We start from the raw sequence: 15547 nt of genomic DNA, 5'->3' as shown, positions 1-15547 counted from the left end.
ACCAGGGGTCCCGGGCACAAGGCCCGGGATGGCGGCTGAAAGAGGGATGAGCGATCTCTCTAAAACCTAAACCAGCATCCCGTGCCCGCGCAGCACCACCAGCCGGCCGGCGTTGAAGAACGGCAGGGACAGGGTGACGGCGATCATAATCTCGAAGACCAGGCTGCCCAGGTTAAAGCGGCCGCGCGCCTTGTCGACCAGGGCCGAGACCGCCCGGCCCAGGGCCGCGCCGGCCCAGGCCATGGCCAGGGCGAAGGCCATGGCCGCCCCGACATGCGACTGGTAGCCCAGGAACAGGGCCGCGGCGGCGTGCGACAGGATCAGCAGGCCGCCCAGGGCCCGGCCCTCGGTCTTGCCCGCGATCCGGGCGCTCGCGGCGGGCTCGTCGCCTTCGCCGGCGTCGTCGTCCAGGGCGGTCAGGCCGAGGACCGCGCCGGGCCGGACCAGGGTCAGGCCGCCCAGCACCCCGCCGATCACGCAGGCGATCATCGCCAGGACGAGGGCAAGGCCGTAGCTCGAAATCGTCACGCCGATCTGGTCTCCAACCGCTGGGTCCTGGGGCGCCTAGGCAGGCGCATGGCAGACGGCCTCGACATTGCGGCCGTCCGGGTCGAGCACGAAGGCTCCATAGTAGTTGGGGTGATAATGCGGCCGAACCCCGGGAGGCCCATTGTCCGTGCCCCCGGCCGCCAGGGCCGCGGCGTGGAAGGCGTCGACCTGGGCCCGGGTCGCGGCGACGAAGGCGATGTGCATGGGGCCGGTCAGGGTCTCGCCGCCGCCGATCCAGAAGCTGGGCTTGCCCGCCTGGATGTCCCGGCCGTCGGCGCGAGGGCCATAGCCGAGATAGGCGTGGGCGCCGGTCTCCTCGGCGCTGACGCTCATCACCACGTCGACGCCCAGCGGCGCGAAGGCGGCGTCGTAGAAGGCCTTGGAGGCGTCCAGGTCGCGCACGGTCAGTCCGACATGGTCGATCATCAGCGCACCCTGACCTTGAACACCACCTTGCGGTCGCCGGGCTTGTCCGGCTCCCACGGGCGCTTGAACGTGAAGGCCAGGTCGGTCCGGCCGCGTCCGGCGGCCTGGTAGCTGTAGACGGTGGTCAGCCGCCCGCCGGGCAGGCCGGGGGAGGCGGCGACGTCCTGGCTGGAGCCGCCGCTCAGCACCAGGGGCGAGGCCTCGCGGTCCAGCCGCCACGCGTAGCCGGTCCCGGCGTTCGACGACAGCCGCACTTCCAGGGCCTGGCCGCGCGCCAGCTCGACCGGGCCGGCGTCGGCCTCGGTGACGACCCGCGGCGCGGGCGGCGCGGCAGTGGCGCAGGCGGCCAGCCCGGCCGAAAGGGTCAGAAGGCCGATCACGGCCAGGGCCGGGGCCAGGTTCGAGGAGTTCATCGTCTTCATGCCGCCGTCTTCCTCCCTATCTATGTCCGTCGCCGGATCGCCGCCGCCCCTCGGGCGGGTTTCGCCCACAGGAAATCGGCGACCGTCGTCCTTGACTCCCCCCGCCGCCGGTCCTAACTCCAGCCCGGCGTTGGCACTCGATGGGAGCGACTGCTAACAGCGACGCTCCCCGCTTGCCGACGGACCTTAAATGAAACCGTCCCGACGGAGAACGAGTCATGAAATTTCGCCCTCTCGGCGACCGCGTCCTGGTGAAGCGTGTCGAAGAAGAAACCAAGACCAAGGGCGGGATCATCATCCCCGACACCGCCAAGGAAAAGCCGCAGGAAGGCGAAGTCGTCGCCGTCGGCCCCGGCGCCCGCAACGACAAGGGTGACATCGTCGCTCTCGACGTGAAGGCCGGCGACCGCATCCTGTTCGGCAAGTGGTCCGGCACCGAAGTGAAGGTGGACGGCCAGGATCTGCTGATCATGAAGGAAAGCGACGTCCTGGGCATCGTCGAGGCCTAAGGCCCGACCGCTCGACCGCTTTCGACCCCAAGTTTCTCTTTTAGAAGGGCTCTCAAATGGCCGCTAAAGACGTCTATTTCTCCTCCGACGCGCGCGACAAGATGCTGCGCGGCGTCAACATCCTCGCCAACGCGGTGAAGGTGACCCTGGGCCCCAAGGGCCGCAACGTCGTGATCGAAAAGTCGTTCGGCGCCCCGCGCTCGACCAAGGACGGCGTCTCGGTCGCCAAGGAAATCGAACTGGCTGACAAGTTCGAGAACCTCGGCGCGCAGATGATCCGCGAAGTCGCGTCCAAGACCAACGACAAGGCCGGCGACGGCACCACCACCGCCACCGTGCTGGCCCAGGCCATCGTCCAGGAAGGCCTCAAGTCGGTCGCCGCCGGCATGAACCCGATGGACCTGAAGCGCGGCATCGACAAGGCCGTCCACGTCGTCGTCGACTCCATCAAGGCGTCGTCGAAGAAGGTCACCACCAACAACGAGATCGCCCAGGTCGGCACCATCTCGGCCAATGGTGACAAGGACGTCGGCGAGATGATCGCCAAGGCCATGGACAAGGTCGGCAACGAAGGCGTCATCACCGTCGAGGAAGCCAAGACCGCCGAGACCGAACTCGACGTCGTCGAAGGCATGCAGTTCGACCGCGGCTACCTGTCGCCGTACTTCATCACCAACGCCGACAAGATGGAAGTCCAGCTCGAAGAGCCGCTCATCCTGCTGTTCGAAAAGAAGCTGTCGTCGCTGCAGCCGCTGCTGCCGGTGCTGGAAGCCGTTGTCCAGTCGGGCCGTCCGCTGGTGATCATCGCCGAGGACGTCGAGGGCGAAGCCCTGGCCACCCTGGTGGTCAACAAGCTGCGTGGCGGCCTGCGCGTCGCCGCCGTCAAGGCTCCGGGCTTCGGCGATCGCCGCAAGGCCATGCTGGAAGATATCGCCATCCTGACCGGCGCCCAGGTCGTCAGCGAAGACCTCGGCATCAAGCTCGAGAACGTCTCGCTCGACATGCTGGGCAAGGCCAAGAAGGTCTCGATCACCAAGGACGACACCACCATCGTGGACGGCGTCGGTGAGAAGTCGGCCATCGAGGCCCGCATCTCGCAGATCAAGAAGCAGATCGAGGACACCACCTCGGACTACGACAAGGAAAAGCTGCAAGAGCGTCTGGCCAAGCTGGCCGGCGGCGTCGCGGTCATCCGCGTCGGCGGCTCGACCGAAGTCGAGGTGAAGGAAAAGAAGGACCGCGTCGACGACGCCCTGAACGCGACCCGCGCGGCCGTGGAAGAAGGCATCGTCCCGGGCGGCGGCGTGGCTCTGCTGAAGGCTTCCAAGGCCCTGGCGACCCTGGTCGGCGACAATGACGACCAGACCGCCGGCATCGCCATCGTCCGTCGCGCCCTGCAGGCTCCGATCCGCCAGATCGCCGAGAACGCCGGCGTCGAAGGCTCGATCGTGGTCGGCAAGGTCCTCGAAAGCGACTCGGCCACCTTCGGCTTCAACGCCCAGACCGAGCAGTATGTCGACCTGATCACCGACGGCGTCATCGACCCCGCCAAGGTGGTCCGCACCGCCCTGCAGGACGCCGCCTCGGTGGCCGGCCTGCTGATCACCACCGAAGCCGCCATCGTCGAGGCGCCCAAGAAGGGCGGCGGCGCCGGGGGCCCTCCCGGCGGCGGCATGGGCGGCATGGGCGACATGGACTTCTAAGGAAGTCCGGTCAGCTCAGCTGAACGAAATGAGAGGGGCGGGGCCGCAAGGTCCCGCCCTTTTTCTTTTGGCGGCGACCTTGGCTATCGCCCCAGCGCCCGACGGCGCTCCCAGGCGACCAGGATATCGAGGAAGGCCGTGACCCGGGCGCGGCGAAAGCGGGTGGCGGGCGTGACGGCGTAGATCCCGCCGCTCTCGAGGCTCCAGGCCGGCAGCACGCGCGCCAGGCGGCCGCTGGCCAGATCGGCCTGGACCGCATAGTCCGGCAGGACCGAGAGGCCGACGCCGGCCCGCACCGCTTCCAGGACCCCCAGGGTGGCGTCGATGGCCAGCGCCGCCGATGCCCGCACCGACCGCTGCTGGCCTTCGCCGTTGGAAAAGGTCCAGCCCAGCGGGTCGCGCAGGACGCTGTTGGCGACGAAGGGCAGGTCAGCGACCTGGCCGGGCTCGGCGTCGTCGTCTAGGCGGGCCGCGAGGGCCGGGCTGGCGACCAGGATCTGCTGGAACGATCCGATCCGCCGGGCCCGCAAGGCGCTGTCGGTCAGCCAGCCGACCCGGATCGCCAGTTCCATGTCCTTCTCGACCGGGTCCAGGGTCCGGTCGCTGATCACCAGGTCGGCGGTGCAGGCGGGAAACCGCCGGTGGAACTCGGCGATCGCCGGAACGACGACGGCGACGCCGTAGTCGAAGGGCGCGGTCAGCCGCAGCATGCCGGTCGGCGCGCGGTCGTCGGCCTCGAGACCGTCGAAGGCCTCCTGGGCCTCGGACAGCACGCGGGCGCAACGTTCGTAGAAGGCGCGGCCCTCCTCGGTCGGCCGCACGCTGCGGGTGGTGCGGACCAGCAAGGTGGTCTCGAACGCGCGCTCGAGCTTGGCGACCTGTTGGCTGACCACCGCCTTGGTGATGCCCAGCCGATCGGCCGCCGCCGTGAACGAGCCGGTTTCGACCACCTCGGCGAAATAGGCCATGCGCTTGAGATTGTTGAGGCCGCGATCGGCGCCGTCCCGGTGATTGTATGTCTGTGACATACGATCAGTGTATTTTCCCGACCTTCGCAGCGCAATCGGCCGGGCGCATCCTGCGGGCGGATCAGGAGCCCCCTCATGCCCACCCGGAGACTGATGATGACGATGATCACAGGCGGCGCCGCCGCAACCCTCGCCGGCCAAGGCGACGCCTTGGCCGCCGGCGTCACGCTCGACTGGAAGGCCTTCCCCGCCGGGGAGACCGGCTTCTTCCGCGCGCCGGTCCTGGTCTGGGGCCCCAAGGAGGCCGTGCTGATCGACGGCGGCTTCACCCTGCCCGACGGCCAGGCGCTGGCCGACGCCGTCAAGGCCACCGGCCGCCAGCTGACGACCGTCTATGTCAGCCAGAGCGACCCGGACTATTATTTCAGCCTGGGTCCGATCAAGGCCGCTTTCCCCGACGCCAAGGTGATCGCGGCTTCGGACACCATCGCGGCGATCCAGGCCAGCGTCGAGAAGAAGCTGGCCACCTGGGGTCCACAACTGGGCGACAACGGTCCCAAGACCCTGGCCGACATCGTCATGCCGACCGCCTTCGACGGCGACCACCTGACGGTCGACGGCCAGGCCCTCCAGATCGTCCCGGCCCAGGGCCTGGCCAATCGCCGCTACCTCTGGGCGCCGTCACTTTCGGCGATCTTCGGCGGCGTGCTGGTGTTCTCCGGCGTCCATGTCTGGACCGCCGACACCGCCGGCGCCGAGGCCCGCGCCGCCTGGGTCGCGCAGCTGGACGCCATGCTGGCCCGCAAGCCGGCCGTGGTCGTGCCGGGCCACATGACGCCCGCGGCGCCGACCGGCCCGGCGGCGCTGATCTACACCCGCGACTATCTGCTGGCCTTCGAGCAGGAACTGGCCAAGGCCAAGGACTCCGCGGCCCTGATCGCGGCGATGACCGCCCGCTATCCCGACGCCGGCATGGGCGTGGCCCTGCAGATCGGCGCCAAGGTCGCCACCGGCGAAATGAAGTGGGGCTGAGATGGCCGCCAACAAGGACGTCATACGCGGCACCTACGAGGCCTCGCCGGCCCAGAAAGGCGAGCGACTGCGGGCGGCGCTCGCGCCCGACGCGTCCTGGACCGAAGCGGCCGGCTTTCCCAATGCCGGGACCTATGTCGGCTTCGACGCCATCGCGGCCGGCGTCTTCGAGCGCCTGGCTGCCGAGTGGATCGACTACCGCGCCGAGGCGCACACCTATCTCGAGGACGGCGACCACGTCGCCGCCTTCGGGGTCTATTCGGGAACCTACCGCGCCACCAGCAAGGCCATGACCGCGACCTTCGCCCACCTCTATACGTTCAAGGACGGCCAGATCGTCCGCATGGAGCAGGTGGTGGACAGCGCCATGGCCCTGCGGGCGATGGACCCCCGCGTCTGAGCCTCGGTCCTGGCGAGGCGAGCCTGTTCACCGGTTCCCGCCCCGCTTGTGGATAACCGATCACGGTCGCGTTAACCCGTGCAGCGAAAGCGCGGCGAAGCTCGTTTCTGACTCCGCGGACGCAGGAGGCGTCCAGGAGGCTGGTCATGGCGAGACACGAGATCCACCATTTCCGTAACCGGCGTACCCCCAAGGCCGTCTACATCGTTCTGGGCCTGGCCCTGTGGCTGACCCTGGGCCTGGTCAGCCAGGCGGCGTTCCAGGTGCTGGGCTAGCGCAAGGCGACGCTTGAGCCGTCGCGGGAAATCGCTACACCCGTCCCATGTTCCGCCAGCGCCCCGACGCCGATCTGATTGTTCAAGGCTGGGTGGTCGGCGTGATGGTCGAGGTGGCCGGCGAACGGCTGCCCGTCCGCCACTACTTCGCCGTCGGCAAGCCCGACCGCGCCCAGGCCGAATGGGCGGCGGTCGACCTGGCCATGCAGGCCGGCCCCGTCGCCTCCAGCCCGTCGGGCGGCCGCGAGCCCGTCGAGGCCCTGCGCGAGGTCGTCGCCTTCAAGATGCGCGAGCTGGGCCTGAGGCCTGGCGAGGCGCGGGCCCTGGGCGACAAGTTCCCGCGCCGGTGGTTGCCGGCTTAGCGGCGGATCAAGATCCAGGCCCACGGGGACCGAAAACCTCGTCCTTCGACAGGCTCAGGATGAGGTTTTCTACCGCCGGGCTCCGTGAATGGTCCTCATCCTGAGCTTGTCGAAGGACGAGGACCACGCACGGCGTTGAATGTCGATCGGTCCTGGCGCACGCGTTCGGGATGACAACTTGGAGGCGGTGCGCCATCCTCCGCCCCGAACAAGCGTTGGAGGGGTGAATGTCACGCAAGCTGTGGGCCGCGCTGGGCCTGGTCTCCATGCTGGGCCTGGGCGCGGCCGCCTGCGCCCAGCCAGCCCCCGCCGGTCCGGTCGCGCCGAACGACTACGCCCAGGACGAAAACTGGCTGTGCCGGCCCGGCCGCGACGACGCCTGCGCCGCCGACCAGACCGCCACGGTGGTCCAGGCCGACGGCTCGACCCGCGTCGAGCCGTTCAAGGCCGATCCCGACGCCCCAATCGACTGCTTCTACGTCTATCCCACGGTCTCCAGCGACCCCGGCGGCAACAGCGACATGACGCCGGACTTGCCGGAAAAGGCGGTGGCCGACCAGCAGTTCGCCCGCTTCGGCCAGGTCTGCAGGCTGTACGCTCCCAGCTACCGCCAGGTGACCATCGCGGCCCTGCGCAAGGTGATGATGGGCCAGGCCTCGAACGGCGATGGCGAGCTGGCCTATGCCGACGTGCTGGCCGCCTGGAAGGATTACCTGGCCCGGGACAACCACGGCCGAGGCGTGGTGCTCATCGGCCATTCGCAGGGTTCGCGCATCCTGCTGCGGCTGATCAAGGAGGAGATCGACGGCAAGCCGGCGCAGAAGCAGCTGGTCTCGGCCCTGATCCTGGGCATGAACACCCCGGTCGACCCGGCCACGGACGCCTATGGCTCGCTGCCCTTGTGCCGCAAGGCCGGCCAGACCGGCTGCGTGATCTCCTATGTCTCATTCCGCGCCGACAGCCCGCCGCCGGCCAGCAGCAAGTTCTTCGGCAAGGTCGCCGAGCCGGGGATGAAGGCCGCCTGCGTCAACCCCGCGGCCCTGGCCGGCGGCTCGGCGCCGCTGCGCAGCTATTTCGCCGACCACACGATCATGGGCACGGCCATGCGCCCGGCCACGGTCTGGACCAAGGACGCGACGGTCTCGACGCCGTTCGTCGAACTGCCGGGCCTGGTCTCGGCCGAGTGCGTCAGCCAGGGCGCCTTCGACTACCTGGCCGTCACGGTCCACCCCGACAAGGCCGACCCCCGCGCCGACAACATCCCCGGCGACCTGCTGGTGCTGGGCCAGCCGCTGAAGGACTGGGGGCTGCACCTGGTGGACGTCAACCTGACCATGGGCGACCTGGTGGCGGTGGTGGGGGAGCAGGCTAAGGCCTACGCGGCGAAATAGGTTGCGCTGGATCCCAAATCTTTGTCATCCCGGAAGCCTCGCAGAGGCTGTCCGGGACCCAGGGGACTGGGCGGATGCGGTGCGGTTCACCTGGGTCCCGGACAGCGCTGCGCGCTTCCGGGATGACAACCCTTGTTGAGCGTTGAAGAGGCTCGCAGTCCCTTCCCCTACTTCGCCACGCTCTTGAACACCGTCACCCCCAGGACGGCGAAGACGATGAAGCCGATCAGGAACAGGAAGAACAGGATCTTGGCGATCCCCGCCGCCGCGCCGGCGATGCCGGTGAAGCCCAGGGCGCCGGCGATCAGGGCGACGATCGCCAGGATGATGGCCCATTTCAGCATGGTGGTTTCCTCGACGGTTGCGCCCGTCCGGTCGCGGGCTTGCCAAGGCAACGCGGCCTCGGCGCGCCCTGTTCCCGTCCGCGCCCTTCCGCGTCTTGTGTTAAGGGCGCTGGCTGGGTAACCCATTCCCCATGGCCTCCAAGCCCGAAAGCCCGACCGAACCGTTCAAGCGCGCCCTGGCCCACGCGGCGCGTTCGCTTGCCGAGACCCCCGACCTGGAGGTGGTGTTCTCCGGCGAGGGCCCCAGCCTGGTCGGCAACCGGGCGGTGCTGCCGCATCCGCCCCGCGACCTGAACCCCAAGGAGGCCGCCCGCATCCGCGGCCTGGCCGACCAGATGGCCCTGCGCCTGGCCCACCACGACGCCGTCGCCCACGCCCGGGCCCGCCCCGGCTCGCCCGACGGCCAGGCGGCCTTCGAGGCCATCGAGCAGGCGCGGCTGGAAGCGATCGGTTCGAACGCCCTGGGCGGGGTCCGCGCCAACCTGACCGCCGCCCTTGAGGCCCGGCTGGAAAAGCAGGGCCTGACCCGCAACATCGCCACCGACCGCCAGTCCGCGCCCATGGCCGAGATCCTGTCGCTGATGGTCCGCGAGCGCCTGACCGGCGACGCGCCGCCCGATGGCGCCAAGGCCCTGGTCGACATCCTGCGCGCCGACATCGAGGCCCGGGCCGGCAAGGACCTGGACCGCCTGGCCGCGGCCATCGACGACCAGGCCGCCTTCGCCCGGGTCACCCGCGAGATCCTGCGCGACCTGGACCTGGGCGAGGACATGTCCGACGCCACCGAACAGTCCGACGAGGACGAGGGCGACGAGGATCAGAACACCGAGGCCTCCGAGGACGATTCCGGCGAAGGCGAGGGCGAACAGTCCGACGGCGCCCAGCCCGAACAGGCCGAGACCTCCGACCGCGAGTCCGAGGCCGGCGACGAGGAGATGGTCCAGTCCGAGCAGGACGGCGACCCGGAGGACACCGACGAGGCCCCGGAGATGGGCGACGGCGCCAAGCCCGCCCGACCGGACCAGGGCCAGGGCGGTTCCAACGAGCCGGTCTACAAGGTGTTCACCACGGCCTATGACGAGGTGGTTCCGGCCGAGGACCTGTGCGACGCCGACGAACTGACCCGCCTGCGGGCCTATCTGGACCAGCAGCTGGCGGCCTTCTCCAGCGTCGTCTCGCGCCTGGCCAACAAGCTGCAGCGCCGCCTGCTGGCCCAGCAGAACCGCGCCTGGACCTTCGACCTGGAGGAGGGGATGCTGGACGTCGCCCGCCTGACCCGGGTGATCATCGACCCCACCGCCCCCCTGTCGTTCAAGCAGGAGGAGGACGTCGAGTTCCGGGACACCGTCGTGACCCTGCTGATCGACAATTCCGGTTCGATGCGCGGCCGGCCGATCATGGTGGCGGCGGTCTGCGCCGACATCCTGGCGCGCACCCTGGAGCGCTGCGCGGTCAAGGTCGAGGTGCTGGGCTTCACCACCCGCGCCTGGAAGGGCGGCAGCGCCCGCGACGAGTGGATCAAGGCCGGCAAGCCGCCCGCGCCCGGCCGGCTGAACGACCTGCGCCACATCATCTACAAGAGCGCCGACGCGCCCTGGCGGCGAGCCCGCAAGAACCTGGGCCTGATGATGCGCGAGGGCCTGCTGAAGGAAAACATCGACGGCGAGGCCCTGATGTGGGCCCACCAGCGCCTGATCGGCCGGCCCGAAGCCCGCCGCATTCTGATGGTGATCTCGGACGGCGCGCCGGTGGACGACTCCACCCTCAGCGTCAATTCGGGCCACTATCTGGAGCGCCACTTGCGGCAGGTGATCGCCGAGATCGAGACCAGGAGCCCCGTCGAGCTGATCGCCGTCGGCATCGGCCACGACGTGACGCGCTACTACCGCCGGGCGGTGACCATCGTCGACGTCGAGCAGCTGGGCGGCGCCCTGGTCGACCAGCTGGCCGGGCTGTTCGACGAGGAGCCCAAGGCGGTCAAGCGGGCCCGGGGCCTGCTGGCCGCCCCGCCGACCGTGCAGCCCCCAATCTCCAAGGGGCCGCCCAAGACCTCGCGCAAGGTTCCCGCGTGATCGGACTGCGCGGCTTTCTCGTCCTGGGCCTGGCGTCGGTGGCGCTGGGCCAGTGCGCCAAGACCCCGCCGCAGCCGGCGGTGCTGCCGGTGGCGCCGGTCAAGGCCGGGCCGGAGATTAGCGTGGTCGCCACGCCCGTGCCGCTGAGCGCGGCCAATCCGCCGACCACGGCGATCGGACGCTTCGTCTATGCCGGCGGCGTGGCGATCAGCAGTCCCGACACCCAGCGCCTGCACGGCCTGTCGGACCTGAAGTTCGGCCCCGACGGCGGACTGGTGGCGATCGGCGACGAGGGCGACCTGTTCGAGGCCCGGCTGAAGCTGGACGAGGCCGGTCGCCTGGTTGGCCTGACCGACGGCAAGCTGTCGCCGCTGAAGGGCCTGGACGGCCAGCCGCTGCAGGGCAAGGAGAAGGCCGACGCCGAGGGCCTGGCGATCCTGCCCAACGGCGATCGCCTGGTCAGCTTCGAGCGCGACCATCGGATCTGGCTCTATCCGCGCCAGCCGGACGGGACCTACGGCCTGCCGCGGGCCGTCAACAAGCCCAGCACCACCTTCCCCGACAACGAGGGCATGGAGGCCCTGACCGCCTATCCGATCGCCGGCCCCGACGCCTATCTGGTGGGCGGCGAGGAGGGCGAGGTGTGGCTGTGCCGGCTGTCGGCCCCTTGCGTCGGCCAGACGCCGCAGTCGCCGCCCGACTTCACCTGGGGCCTGACCAGCTTCGCGGCCTTCGAGGGCCAGTCGGTCGCCGCCCTGTTCCGGGCCTATGACCCGATCCGCGGCTGGCGGGGCCAGGTGCGGTTCGTGATCGACCCCCGCGCCCCGGCCGCCCGGCAGTACCTGGCCGCGACCCTGACCCTGGACGGGGCGATCACCCGCGACAATTTCGAGGGGATCGCGCTCAGCAGGAGCCCGTCCGGCGCGACGCGGATCTACATCCTGTCGGACGACAACGACGCCCCGCAGGAGCGGACCCTGCTGATGGCCTTCGACTGGACCGCCCCGCCGCCGCCGCCGCCCGCGCCACCGAAGCCGGCCAAGCCGGTGCGGCGGCGGTAGGGACAGCCCTTACATCTCGTCATTCCGGGCCTTGTGCCCGGAACCTCTCTATCCGCCGCAGGTGCGCGAGGGGCGGTTCGCTGGCGAACCGCTTGCGTCTCACGGTTCAGCTGAACCAGGGGTCCCGGGCACAAGTGTTCAGTCCGGGGACATAGCTGACACTTGTTCGGGGACATAGCTGACACCTCTCTGCGAGCAAACCATTGCTCCAACAGGCGTCGCACATTGGTGACCCTAGCTGTATGTCTATGGATTTTCGGGCGATATGGCGAGGTCGTCCACGAATGTGTATGCCCCACGTCACCAGCCCAAGGGCTGGCTAGACTTAGCGAAGCAGGGGCCGAGGTGTCAGCTATGTCCCCGGACTGAACAACAAGGCCCGGGATGACGAGATTTAAGGGAGGCGAGAAAGAGCGACCCGGCTCTATCGCCCCTTATGCCATCCCGATCCCCTCCAGGTCCGCCATGACATCGTCCGGCAGGACCAGCGTCGCCGCCGCCAGGTTCTCGCGCAGGTGGGCGACCGACGAGGTGCCGGGGATCAGCAGGATGTTGGGCGCGCGCCGCAGCAGCCAGGCCAGGGCGACCTGCATCGGGGTGGCGTCCAGCCGCGCGGCGACGTCGGACAAGGCGGTCGACTGCAGCGGGCTGAAGCCGCCCAGCGGGAAGAACGGCACATAGGCGATCCCGTCCTTCGCCAGGGCGTCGATCAGCGCGTCGTCGTCGCGATGGGCCAGGTTGTACTGGTTCTGCACGCAGACGATCTGCGCGATCCCGCGGCCCTCGGCCACCTGGGTCGCGGTCACGTTGCTGAGGCCGATGTGGCGCACCAGGCCCTGGCGCTGGAGGCCGGCCAGCACCTGGAGCGGCGCGGCGATCGAGCCCTCGGCTGGACCGTGGACGTCGAACATGATCCGCAGATTGACGACGTCCAGCGCCTCCAGGCCCAGATTGCGCAGGTTGTCGTGCACGGCGCGTTCCAGCTGGTCGGCGCCGTAGGCCGGGTTCCAGGAGGCGTCGTCGCCGCGCACCGCGCCGATCTTGGTGACGATCACCAGGTCGTCGGGATAGGGCGCCAGCGCCTCGCGGATGATCTGGTTGGTGACGTGGGGGCCGTAGAAGTCGCTGGTGTCGATGTGGTTGACCCCGGCCGCCACCGCCTCGCGCAGGACCGCCAGCGCCGCGTCGCGGTCGCGCGGCGGGCCGAAGACGCCGGGTCCGGCCAACTGCATGGCGCCATAGCCCAGCCGCCGCACCGTCCGGCCGCCGAGGGTGAAAGTTCCCGCCTGATCGATCGCGTGCATGGTCATTTCCCTTGTTCGATGGCTGCAAGCTAGTGATCGGCGCGAGCTTCGATAACCCGACGCAATCGGCACGGGCTGTGCGGATTTTCGTACAATACGGCGAGCCGATGATGTCGAAGAGGGTTCGGGCAGACGGGGCGACGGATGCCCAAGGAACTGGCGTCTCGGGGTAGTTTCTTTTGAAACTCAACATTCTACTTCAATAGACAACGTTGTCATGTTACCGCTACCTTCGATGGATTGAGCGGGCGAGATCCCGACGGCCATCAGAGGAACGCGTCGGGAGGTGGTTGAACCCCAACCCCCTTTCGGAAGTAAACATCATGAAGACTCTGTTTGTTCTGGCCGCTTGCGCCATGGCCCTGACCACCGCTTCGTCGGCCGTCGCCGCCGACCAGCACGTCAAGGTCCGCGGTCGCACCGTCTCCGCCATCCATGCCGACATCGTCGCCGCCGCCTCGTCGATCTGCCGCGAGGACGTGGGCGACCGTCCCAACGATCTCTACGCCTACTGCGTCCGCGAAGTGACCCGCGACGCCGTCGAGAAGGTGGGCAGCCCCAACCTGAAGGCCTACGACCGCCAGGCGTTCCGCGCCGGCGGCCTGCTGAAGGCCAGCTACTAGGATCCTGGACCCCGGTCCCGCGCGGCTTCGGCGGCGCGGGACCGGGGTCCACCCCCGTTTCCCACGACGCTTCGTGTCAATGGGGCTTTGTGACCGCACTGCAATATAACCGTTGATAAGTAACGATGGGCAAGCTATGGCTTGGCCAAGGCGGCAGAGCGGGCGAGATCCTGGACCAGCCGCCGCGGGGAAACGCATTTCGGACGGGTTGAAAATCAACGCTGTCCTGGAATCCGTCCCATGATCCGCTCCATCGTCCTGGCCGCCTCGGCCGTCGCCCTGTTCGCCGCCGCGCCCGCCGGCGCCGCCGAAATCCGCGTCAAGACCGCCGGCAAGGCTCCCGCCGAGCTGCGCGCCGAGATCGTCAAGGCCGCCTCGAACGTCTGCTGGCAGAGCGTCCGCGGCGAAAGCCTGGCCACCTACCTCTATCCCTCGTGCGTGCGCGCCTCGGTCAACGACGCCGTCAGCAAGCTGAACAACCCGGAACTGCTGTCCTACAACGAAGCCAACCCGGCCATCCGCGCCCGCTAGAGCATCGCGCGGAAAAGTGGACGCCGGTTTTCCGCAAAGCGATGCGAAAACAAAAGCCTAGAGCAAACCGTGCGATCTCTATATCGCGCGGTTTGCTCTAGGGTTCGGCGTTCAAAGACGTTTGTACGGGGCGGCGTATCGGCCCCTTTTCAGTGGCGTCGAAGAGCCCTCCCCGGCGACGGGGAGGGCTTTTTCGTGGGGCGGGACCGCGACACCGTCCGCGGCCTCTAGGCGGGCCGTAGGTCCGGGGCGCGCCGCGAGCCGGCGAGCCGGGCCCCCAGCCAGACGCAGGGAAGCGCTTCCAGGGGAATGGCCAGCGCGTACCAGGCCGGCCCCAGCCGGCCGCCGCCCGCGGCGTAGTAGGCGGCCACGCCGGCCAGACCAGCCGCCAGGCCGATCCCGGCCAGGATCCACGCGTGGCGCATGGGCCGGTCGGGCGCCAGGCGGGCGGTGGCGTAGCCGCCGGCGACGGTGAAGACCGCGCGATAGGCCGCGGCCAGGACGAACAGCGGGTCGGACATCGCCTGGGGCGCGCTGGGGAAGACGCCGGCGGCGTGCATCGCCATGTCCACGAGGGTGGCGGTCAGCGCCGTGACGGCGATCCCCGCCACGATCGCGCCGAGGCTGGCGAGCGGGGCCCTCACGACGCCGCCCCCTTGCCCTGGGCCGCCAGCAGGGCGTCCAGCTTGCGCATCTGGCTCTCGTGGCCAGCCCGGGCCCGTTCGGTCCAGGCGTCGTCGTGCATGGTGTCGAAGGTGATGGTCAGGGTGGTCCGGCCGCCGGCCGCCGTCAGCTCGACCACGGTGGCGACCTCGTAGGGTTCCACCCCCGGCACGAAGTCGGTCAGGGTCTTGTAGGCCAGCCGGTTCGGGGCGGAGACCTCAGTATAGGTGACCTTGCACGGGGTTGAGAGCGGCATGCCCGACGTTTGCATGAACGCCACCATCTCGGGGGCGACGGCGGTCATCAGATAGGTCAGCTCGCCGCCGGGACGCAGGTCCAGGGCGGTGACGGTCACCTCGAAGCCTTCGGGCCCCCACCACGACTCGATGCCGGCCTTGGTGGTCCACAGGGCCCAGGCCTCGTCGAGCGAGGCGGCATAGGTGCGCTGGATCGAGAACTGGGCGCGCGCGGCGCGGGTGGCGGTGGTGTCGTTCACTGGGCGTCCTCCTTGTCGGCGGTTTTTTCCGCCGCCCGGTTGCGTTCGAGGGCGGCGCCGAACCGGTCCAGCCGGGCCTCCCAATGGCGGCGATAGTCGGCCACCCAGGCTTCGAGCTGGTCGAAGGCCTCCTGGCGTAGCGAATAGAGCCGTTTCTGGCCGTCCGGGCGCATGCGCACGACCCCGGCTTCCGTCAGGATGCGGAGGTGGCGGGAGACGCCGGACTGATGGATGTCCATGCGCTCGACGATGTCGCCGACCGCGCATTCGCCCGACTTCATCGCCTCGACGATGCGGAGCCGGGTGGGGTCGCCGAGCGCATGGAAGATGTTTATCTGCGTTTCCATGCATATACATTTACATGCATATATATAGGCGTCAACACCCGTCTCGCCGGCGGCGGGCAAGGCCGGTCG

The 15547-nt window shown here is 69.1% G+C and carries 20 protein-coding genes; 11 read left to right on the top strand and 9 right to left on the bottom strand.

Annotation, left to right across the window (positions count from 1 at the left end; genetic code table 11):
- Positions 1-66 precede the first annotated feature (66 nt).
- From J2X41_RS07880 to J2X41_RS07870, 3 genes are read right to left on the bottom strand one after another with little or no spacing between them, the layout of a single operon-like run.
- A complete protein-coding gene (locus J2X41_RS07880) occupies positions 67-522 on the bottom strand; it encodes a DUF4345 family protein (protein ID WP_310081249.1) in 456 nt (151 codons plus the stop codon).
- Positions 523-564: 42 nt separating this feature from the next.
- Positions 565-975: a VOC family protein gene (locus tag J2X41_RS07875; RefSeq protein ID WP_310081024.1), complete on the bottom strand. Its 411-nt coding sequence runs from the start codon at positions 973-975 to the stop codon at positions 565-567.
- The gene (locus J2X41_RS07870) at positions 975-1397 is read right to left on the bottom strand and encodes a protease inhibitor I42 family protein (RefSeq protein WP_310081022.1); all 423 of its coding nucleotides are present in this window, start codon (positions 1395-1397) and stop codon (positions 975-977) included. Before J2X41_RS07870 ends, J2X41_RS07875 begins: the two co-directional genes overlap by 1 nt.
- A gap of 218 nt (positions 1398-1615) precedes the next feature.
- On the opposite strand from J2X41_RS07870, the gene groES reads away from it, so the two are divergent.
- Together groES and groL are read left to right on the top strand one after the other, a co-directional pair.
- Positions 1616-1906 carry a co-chaperone GroES gene (groES, locus tag J2X41_RS07865; protein ID WP_028037871.1) on the top strand — a complete coding sequence of 97 codons (291 nt, stop codon included), beginning with the start codon at positions 1616-1618 and terminating at the stop codon, positions 1904-1906.
- Positions 1907-1962: 56 nt separating this feature from the next.
- Positions 1963-3609, top strand: coding sequence for a chaperonin GroEL (gene groL / locus J2X41_RS07860; RefSeq protein ID WP_310081020.1), 1647 nt, complete (start codon positions 1963-1965; stop codon positions 3607-3609).
- 83 nt (positions 3610-3692) lie between these two features.
- On the opposite strand, the gene J2X41_RS07855 is transcribed toward groL, so the two are convergent.
- A complete protein-coding gene (locus J2X41_RS07855; protein ID WP_310081019.1) occupies positions 3693-4637 on the bottom strand; it encodes a LysR family transcriptional regulator in 945 nt (314 codons plus the stop codon).
- A 75-nt stretch (positions 4638-4712) separates the two neighbouring features.
- On the opposite strand from J2X41_RS07855, the gene J2X41_RS07850 reads away from it, so the two are divergent.
- From J2X41_RS07850 to J2X41_RS07830, 5 genes are all read left to right on the top strand, one after another.
- The gene (locus J2X41_RS07850; protein WP_310081017.1) at positions 4713-5609 is read left to right on the top strand and encodes an MBL fold metallo-hydrolase; all 897 of its coding nucleotides are present in this window, start codon (positions 4713-4715) and stop codon (positions 5607-5609) included.
- Position 5610: 1 nt separating this feature from the next.
- Positions 5611-6009 (top strand): nuclear transport factor 2 family protein, encoded by a 399-nt coding sequence (locus tag J2X41_RS07845; RefSeq protein WP_310081016.1) that lies wholly within the window; start codon positions 5611-5613, stop codon positions 6007-6009.
- A gap of 146 nt (positions 6010-6155) precedes the next feature.
- Positions 6156-6284, top strand: coding sequence for a hypothetical protein (locus tag J2X41_RS07840; protein ID WP_243692269.1), 129 nt, complete (start codon positions 6156-6158; stop codon positions 6282-6284).
- A 47-nt stretch (positions 6285-6331) separates the two neighbouring features.
- Complete coding sequence (locus J2X41_RS07835) at positions 6332-6646, top strand: hypothetical protein (RefSeq protein WP_310081015.1); 315 nt, start codon at positions 6332-6334, stop codon at positions 6644-6646.
- Between the two features lie 227 nt (positions 6647-6873).
- Complete coding sequence (locus tag J2X41_RS07830) at positions 6874-8037, top strand: DUF3089 domain-containing protein (RefSeq protein WP_310081014.1); 1164 nt, start codon at positions 6874-6876, stop codon at positions 8035-8037.
- 167 nt (positions 8038-8204) lie between these two features.
- Here J2X41_RS07830 and J2X41_RS07825 read toward each other — a convergent pair whose 3' ends face one another.
- The gene (locus J2X41_RS07825; protein ID WP_310081013.1) at positions 8205-8381 is read right to left on the bottom strand and encodes a DUF1328 domain-containing protein; all 177 of its coding nucleotides are present in this window, start codon (positions 8379-8381) and stop codon (positions 8205-8207) included.
- 131 nt (positions 8382-8512) lie between these two features.
- Between J2X41_RS07825 and cobT the strand changes: the two genes are divergently transcribed.
- Both cobT and J2X41_RS07815 read left to right on the top strand, forming a co-directional pair.
- Positions 8513-10453, top strand: a complete 1941-nt coding sequence (gene cobT / locus J2X41_RS07820; RefSeq protein WP_310081012.1) for a cobaltochelatase subunit CobT — start codon at positions 8513-8515, stop codon at positions 10451-10453.
- Positions 10450-11514: an esterase-like activity of phytase family protein gene (locus J2X41_RS07815; protein ID WP_310081010.1), complete on the top strand. Its 1065-nt coding sequence runs from the start codon at positions 10450-10452 to the stop codon at positions 11512-11514. The genes cobT and J2X41_RS07815 overlap by 4 nt, the downstream gene beginning before the upstream one ends.
- 434 nt (positions 11515-11948) lie before the next feature.
- Here J2X41_RS07815 and J2X41_RS07810 read toward each other — a convergent pair whose 3' ends face one another.
- On the bottom strand, positions 11949-12818 hold the full coding sequence (locus tag J2X41_RS07810) for an aldo/keto reductase family oxidoreductase (RefSeq protein WP_310081009.1): 870 nt from the start codon (positions 12816-12818) through the stop codon (positions 11949-11951).
- A gap of 323 nt (positions 12819-13141) precedes the next feature.
- On the opposite strand from J2X41_RS07810, the gene J2X41_RS07805 reads away from it, so the two are divergent.
- Together J2X41_RS07805 and J2X41_RS07800 are read left to right on the top strand one after the other, a co-directional pair.
- Positions 13142-13441 carry a hypothetical protein gene (locus tag J2X41_RS07805; RefSeq protein ID WP_310081008.1) on the top strand — a complete coding sequence of 100 codons (300 nt, stop codon included), beginning with the start codon at positions 13142-13144 and terminating at the stop codon, positions 13439-13441.
- A 240-nt stretch (positions 13442-13681) separates the two neighbouring features.
- The gene (locus J2X41_RS07800) at positions 13682-13972 is read left to right on the top strand and encodes a hypothetical protein (protein WP_310081006.1); all 291 of its coding nucleotides are present in this window, start codon (positions 13682-13684) and stop codon (positions 13970-13972) included.
- 227 nt (positions 13973-14199) lie between these two features.
- On the opposite strand, the gene J2X41_RS07795 is transcribed toward J2X41_RS07800, so the two are convergent.
- From J2X41_RS07795 to J2X41_RS07785, 3 genes are read right to left on the bottom strand one after another with little or no spacing between them, the layout of a single operon-like run.
- Positions 14200-14616: a hypothetical protein gene (locus J2X41_RS07795; RefSeq protein WP_310081005.1), complete on the bottom strand. Its 417-nt coding sequence runs from the start codon at positions 14614-14616 to the stop codon at positions 14200-14202.
- A complete protein-coding gene (locus J2X41_RS07790; RefSeq protein WP_310081004.1) occupies positions 14613-15131 on the bottom strand; it encodes an SRPBCC domain-containing protein in 519 nt (172 codons plus the stop codon). The genes J2X41_RS07795 and J2X41_RS07790 overlap by 4 nt, the downstream gene beginning before the upstream one ends.
- Positions 15128-15538, bottom strand: a complete 411-nt coding sequence (locus tag J2X41_RS07785) for a metalloregulator ArsR/SmtB family transcription factor (RefSeq protein WP_310081002.1) — start codon at positions 15536-15538, stop codon at positions 15128-15130. Before J2X41_RS07785 ends, J2X41_RS07790 begins: the two co-directional genes overlap by 4 nt.
- Positions 15539-15547 lie beyond the last annotated feature (9 nt).

The sequence above is a fragment of the Caulobacter sp. BE254 genome, from assembly GCF_031457295.1.
In the GTDB taxonomy this organism is placed as follows: domain Bacteria; phylum Pseudomonadota; class Alphaproteobacteria; order Caulobacterales; family Caulobacteraceae; genus Caulobacter.
Note: the sequence above shows the minus strand (reverse complement) of the source record. Positions and strands in the feature narration are given on the sequence as shown.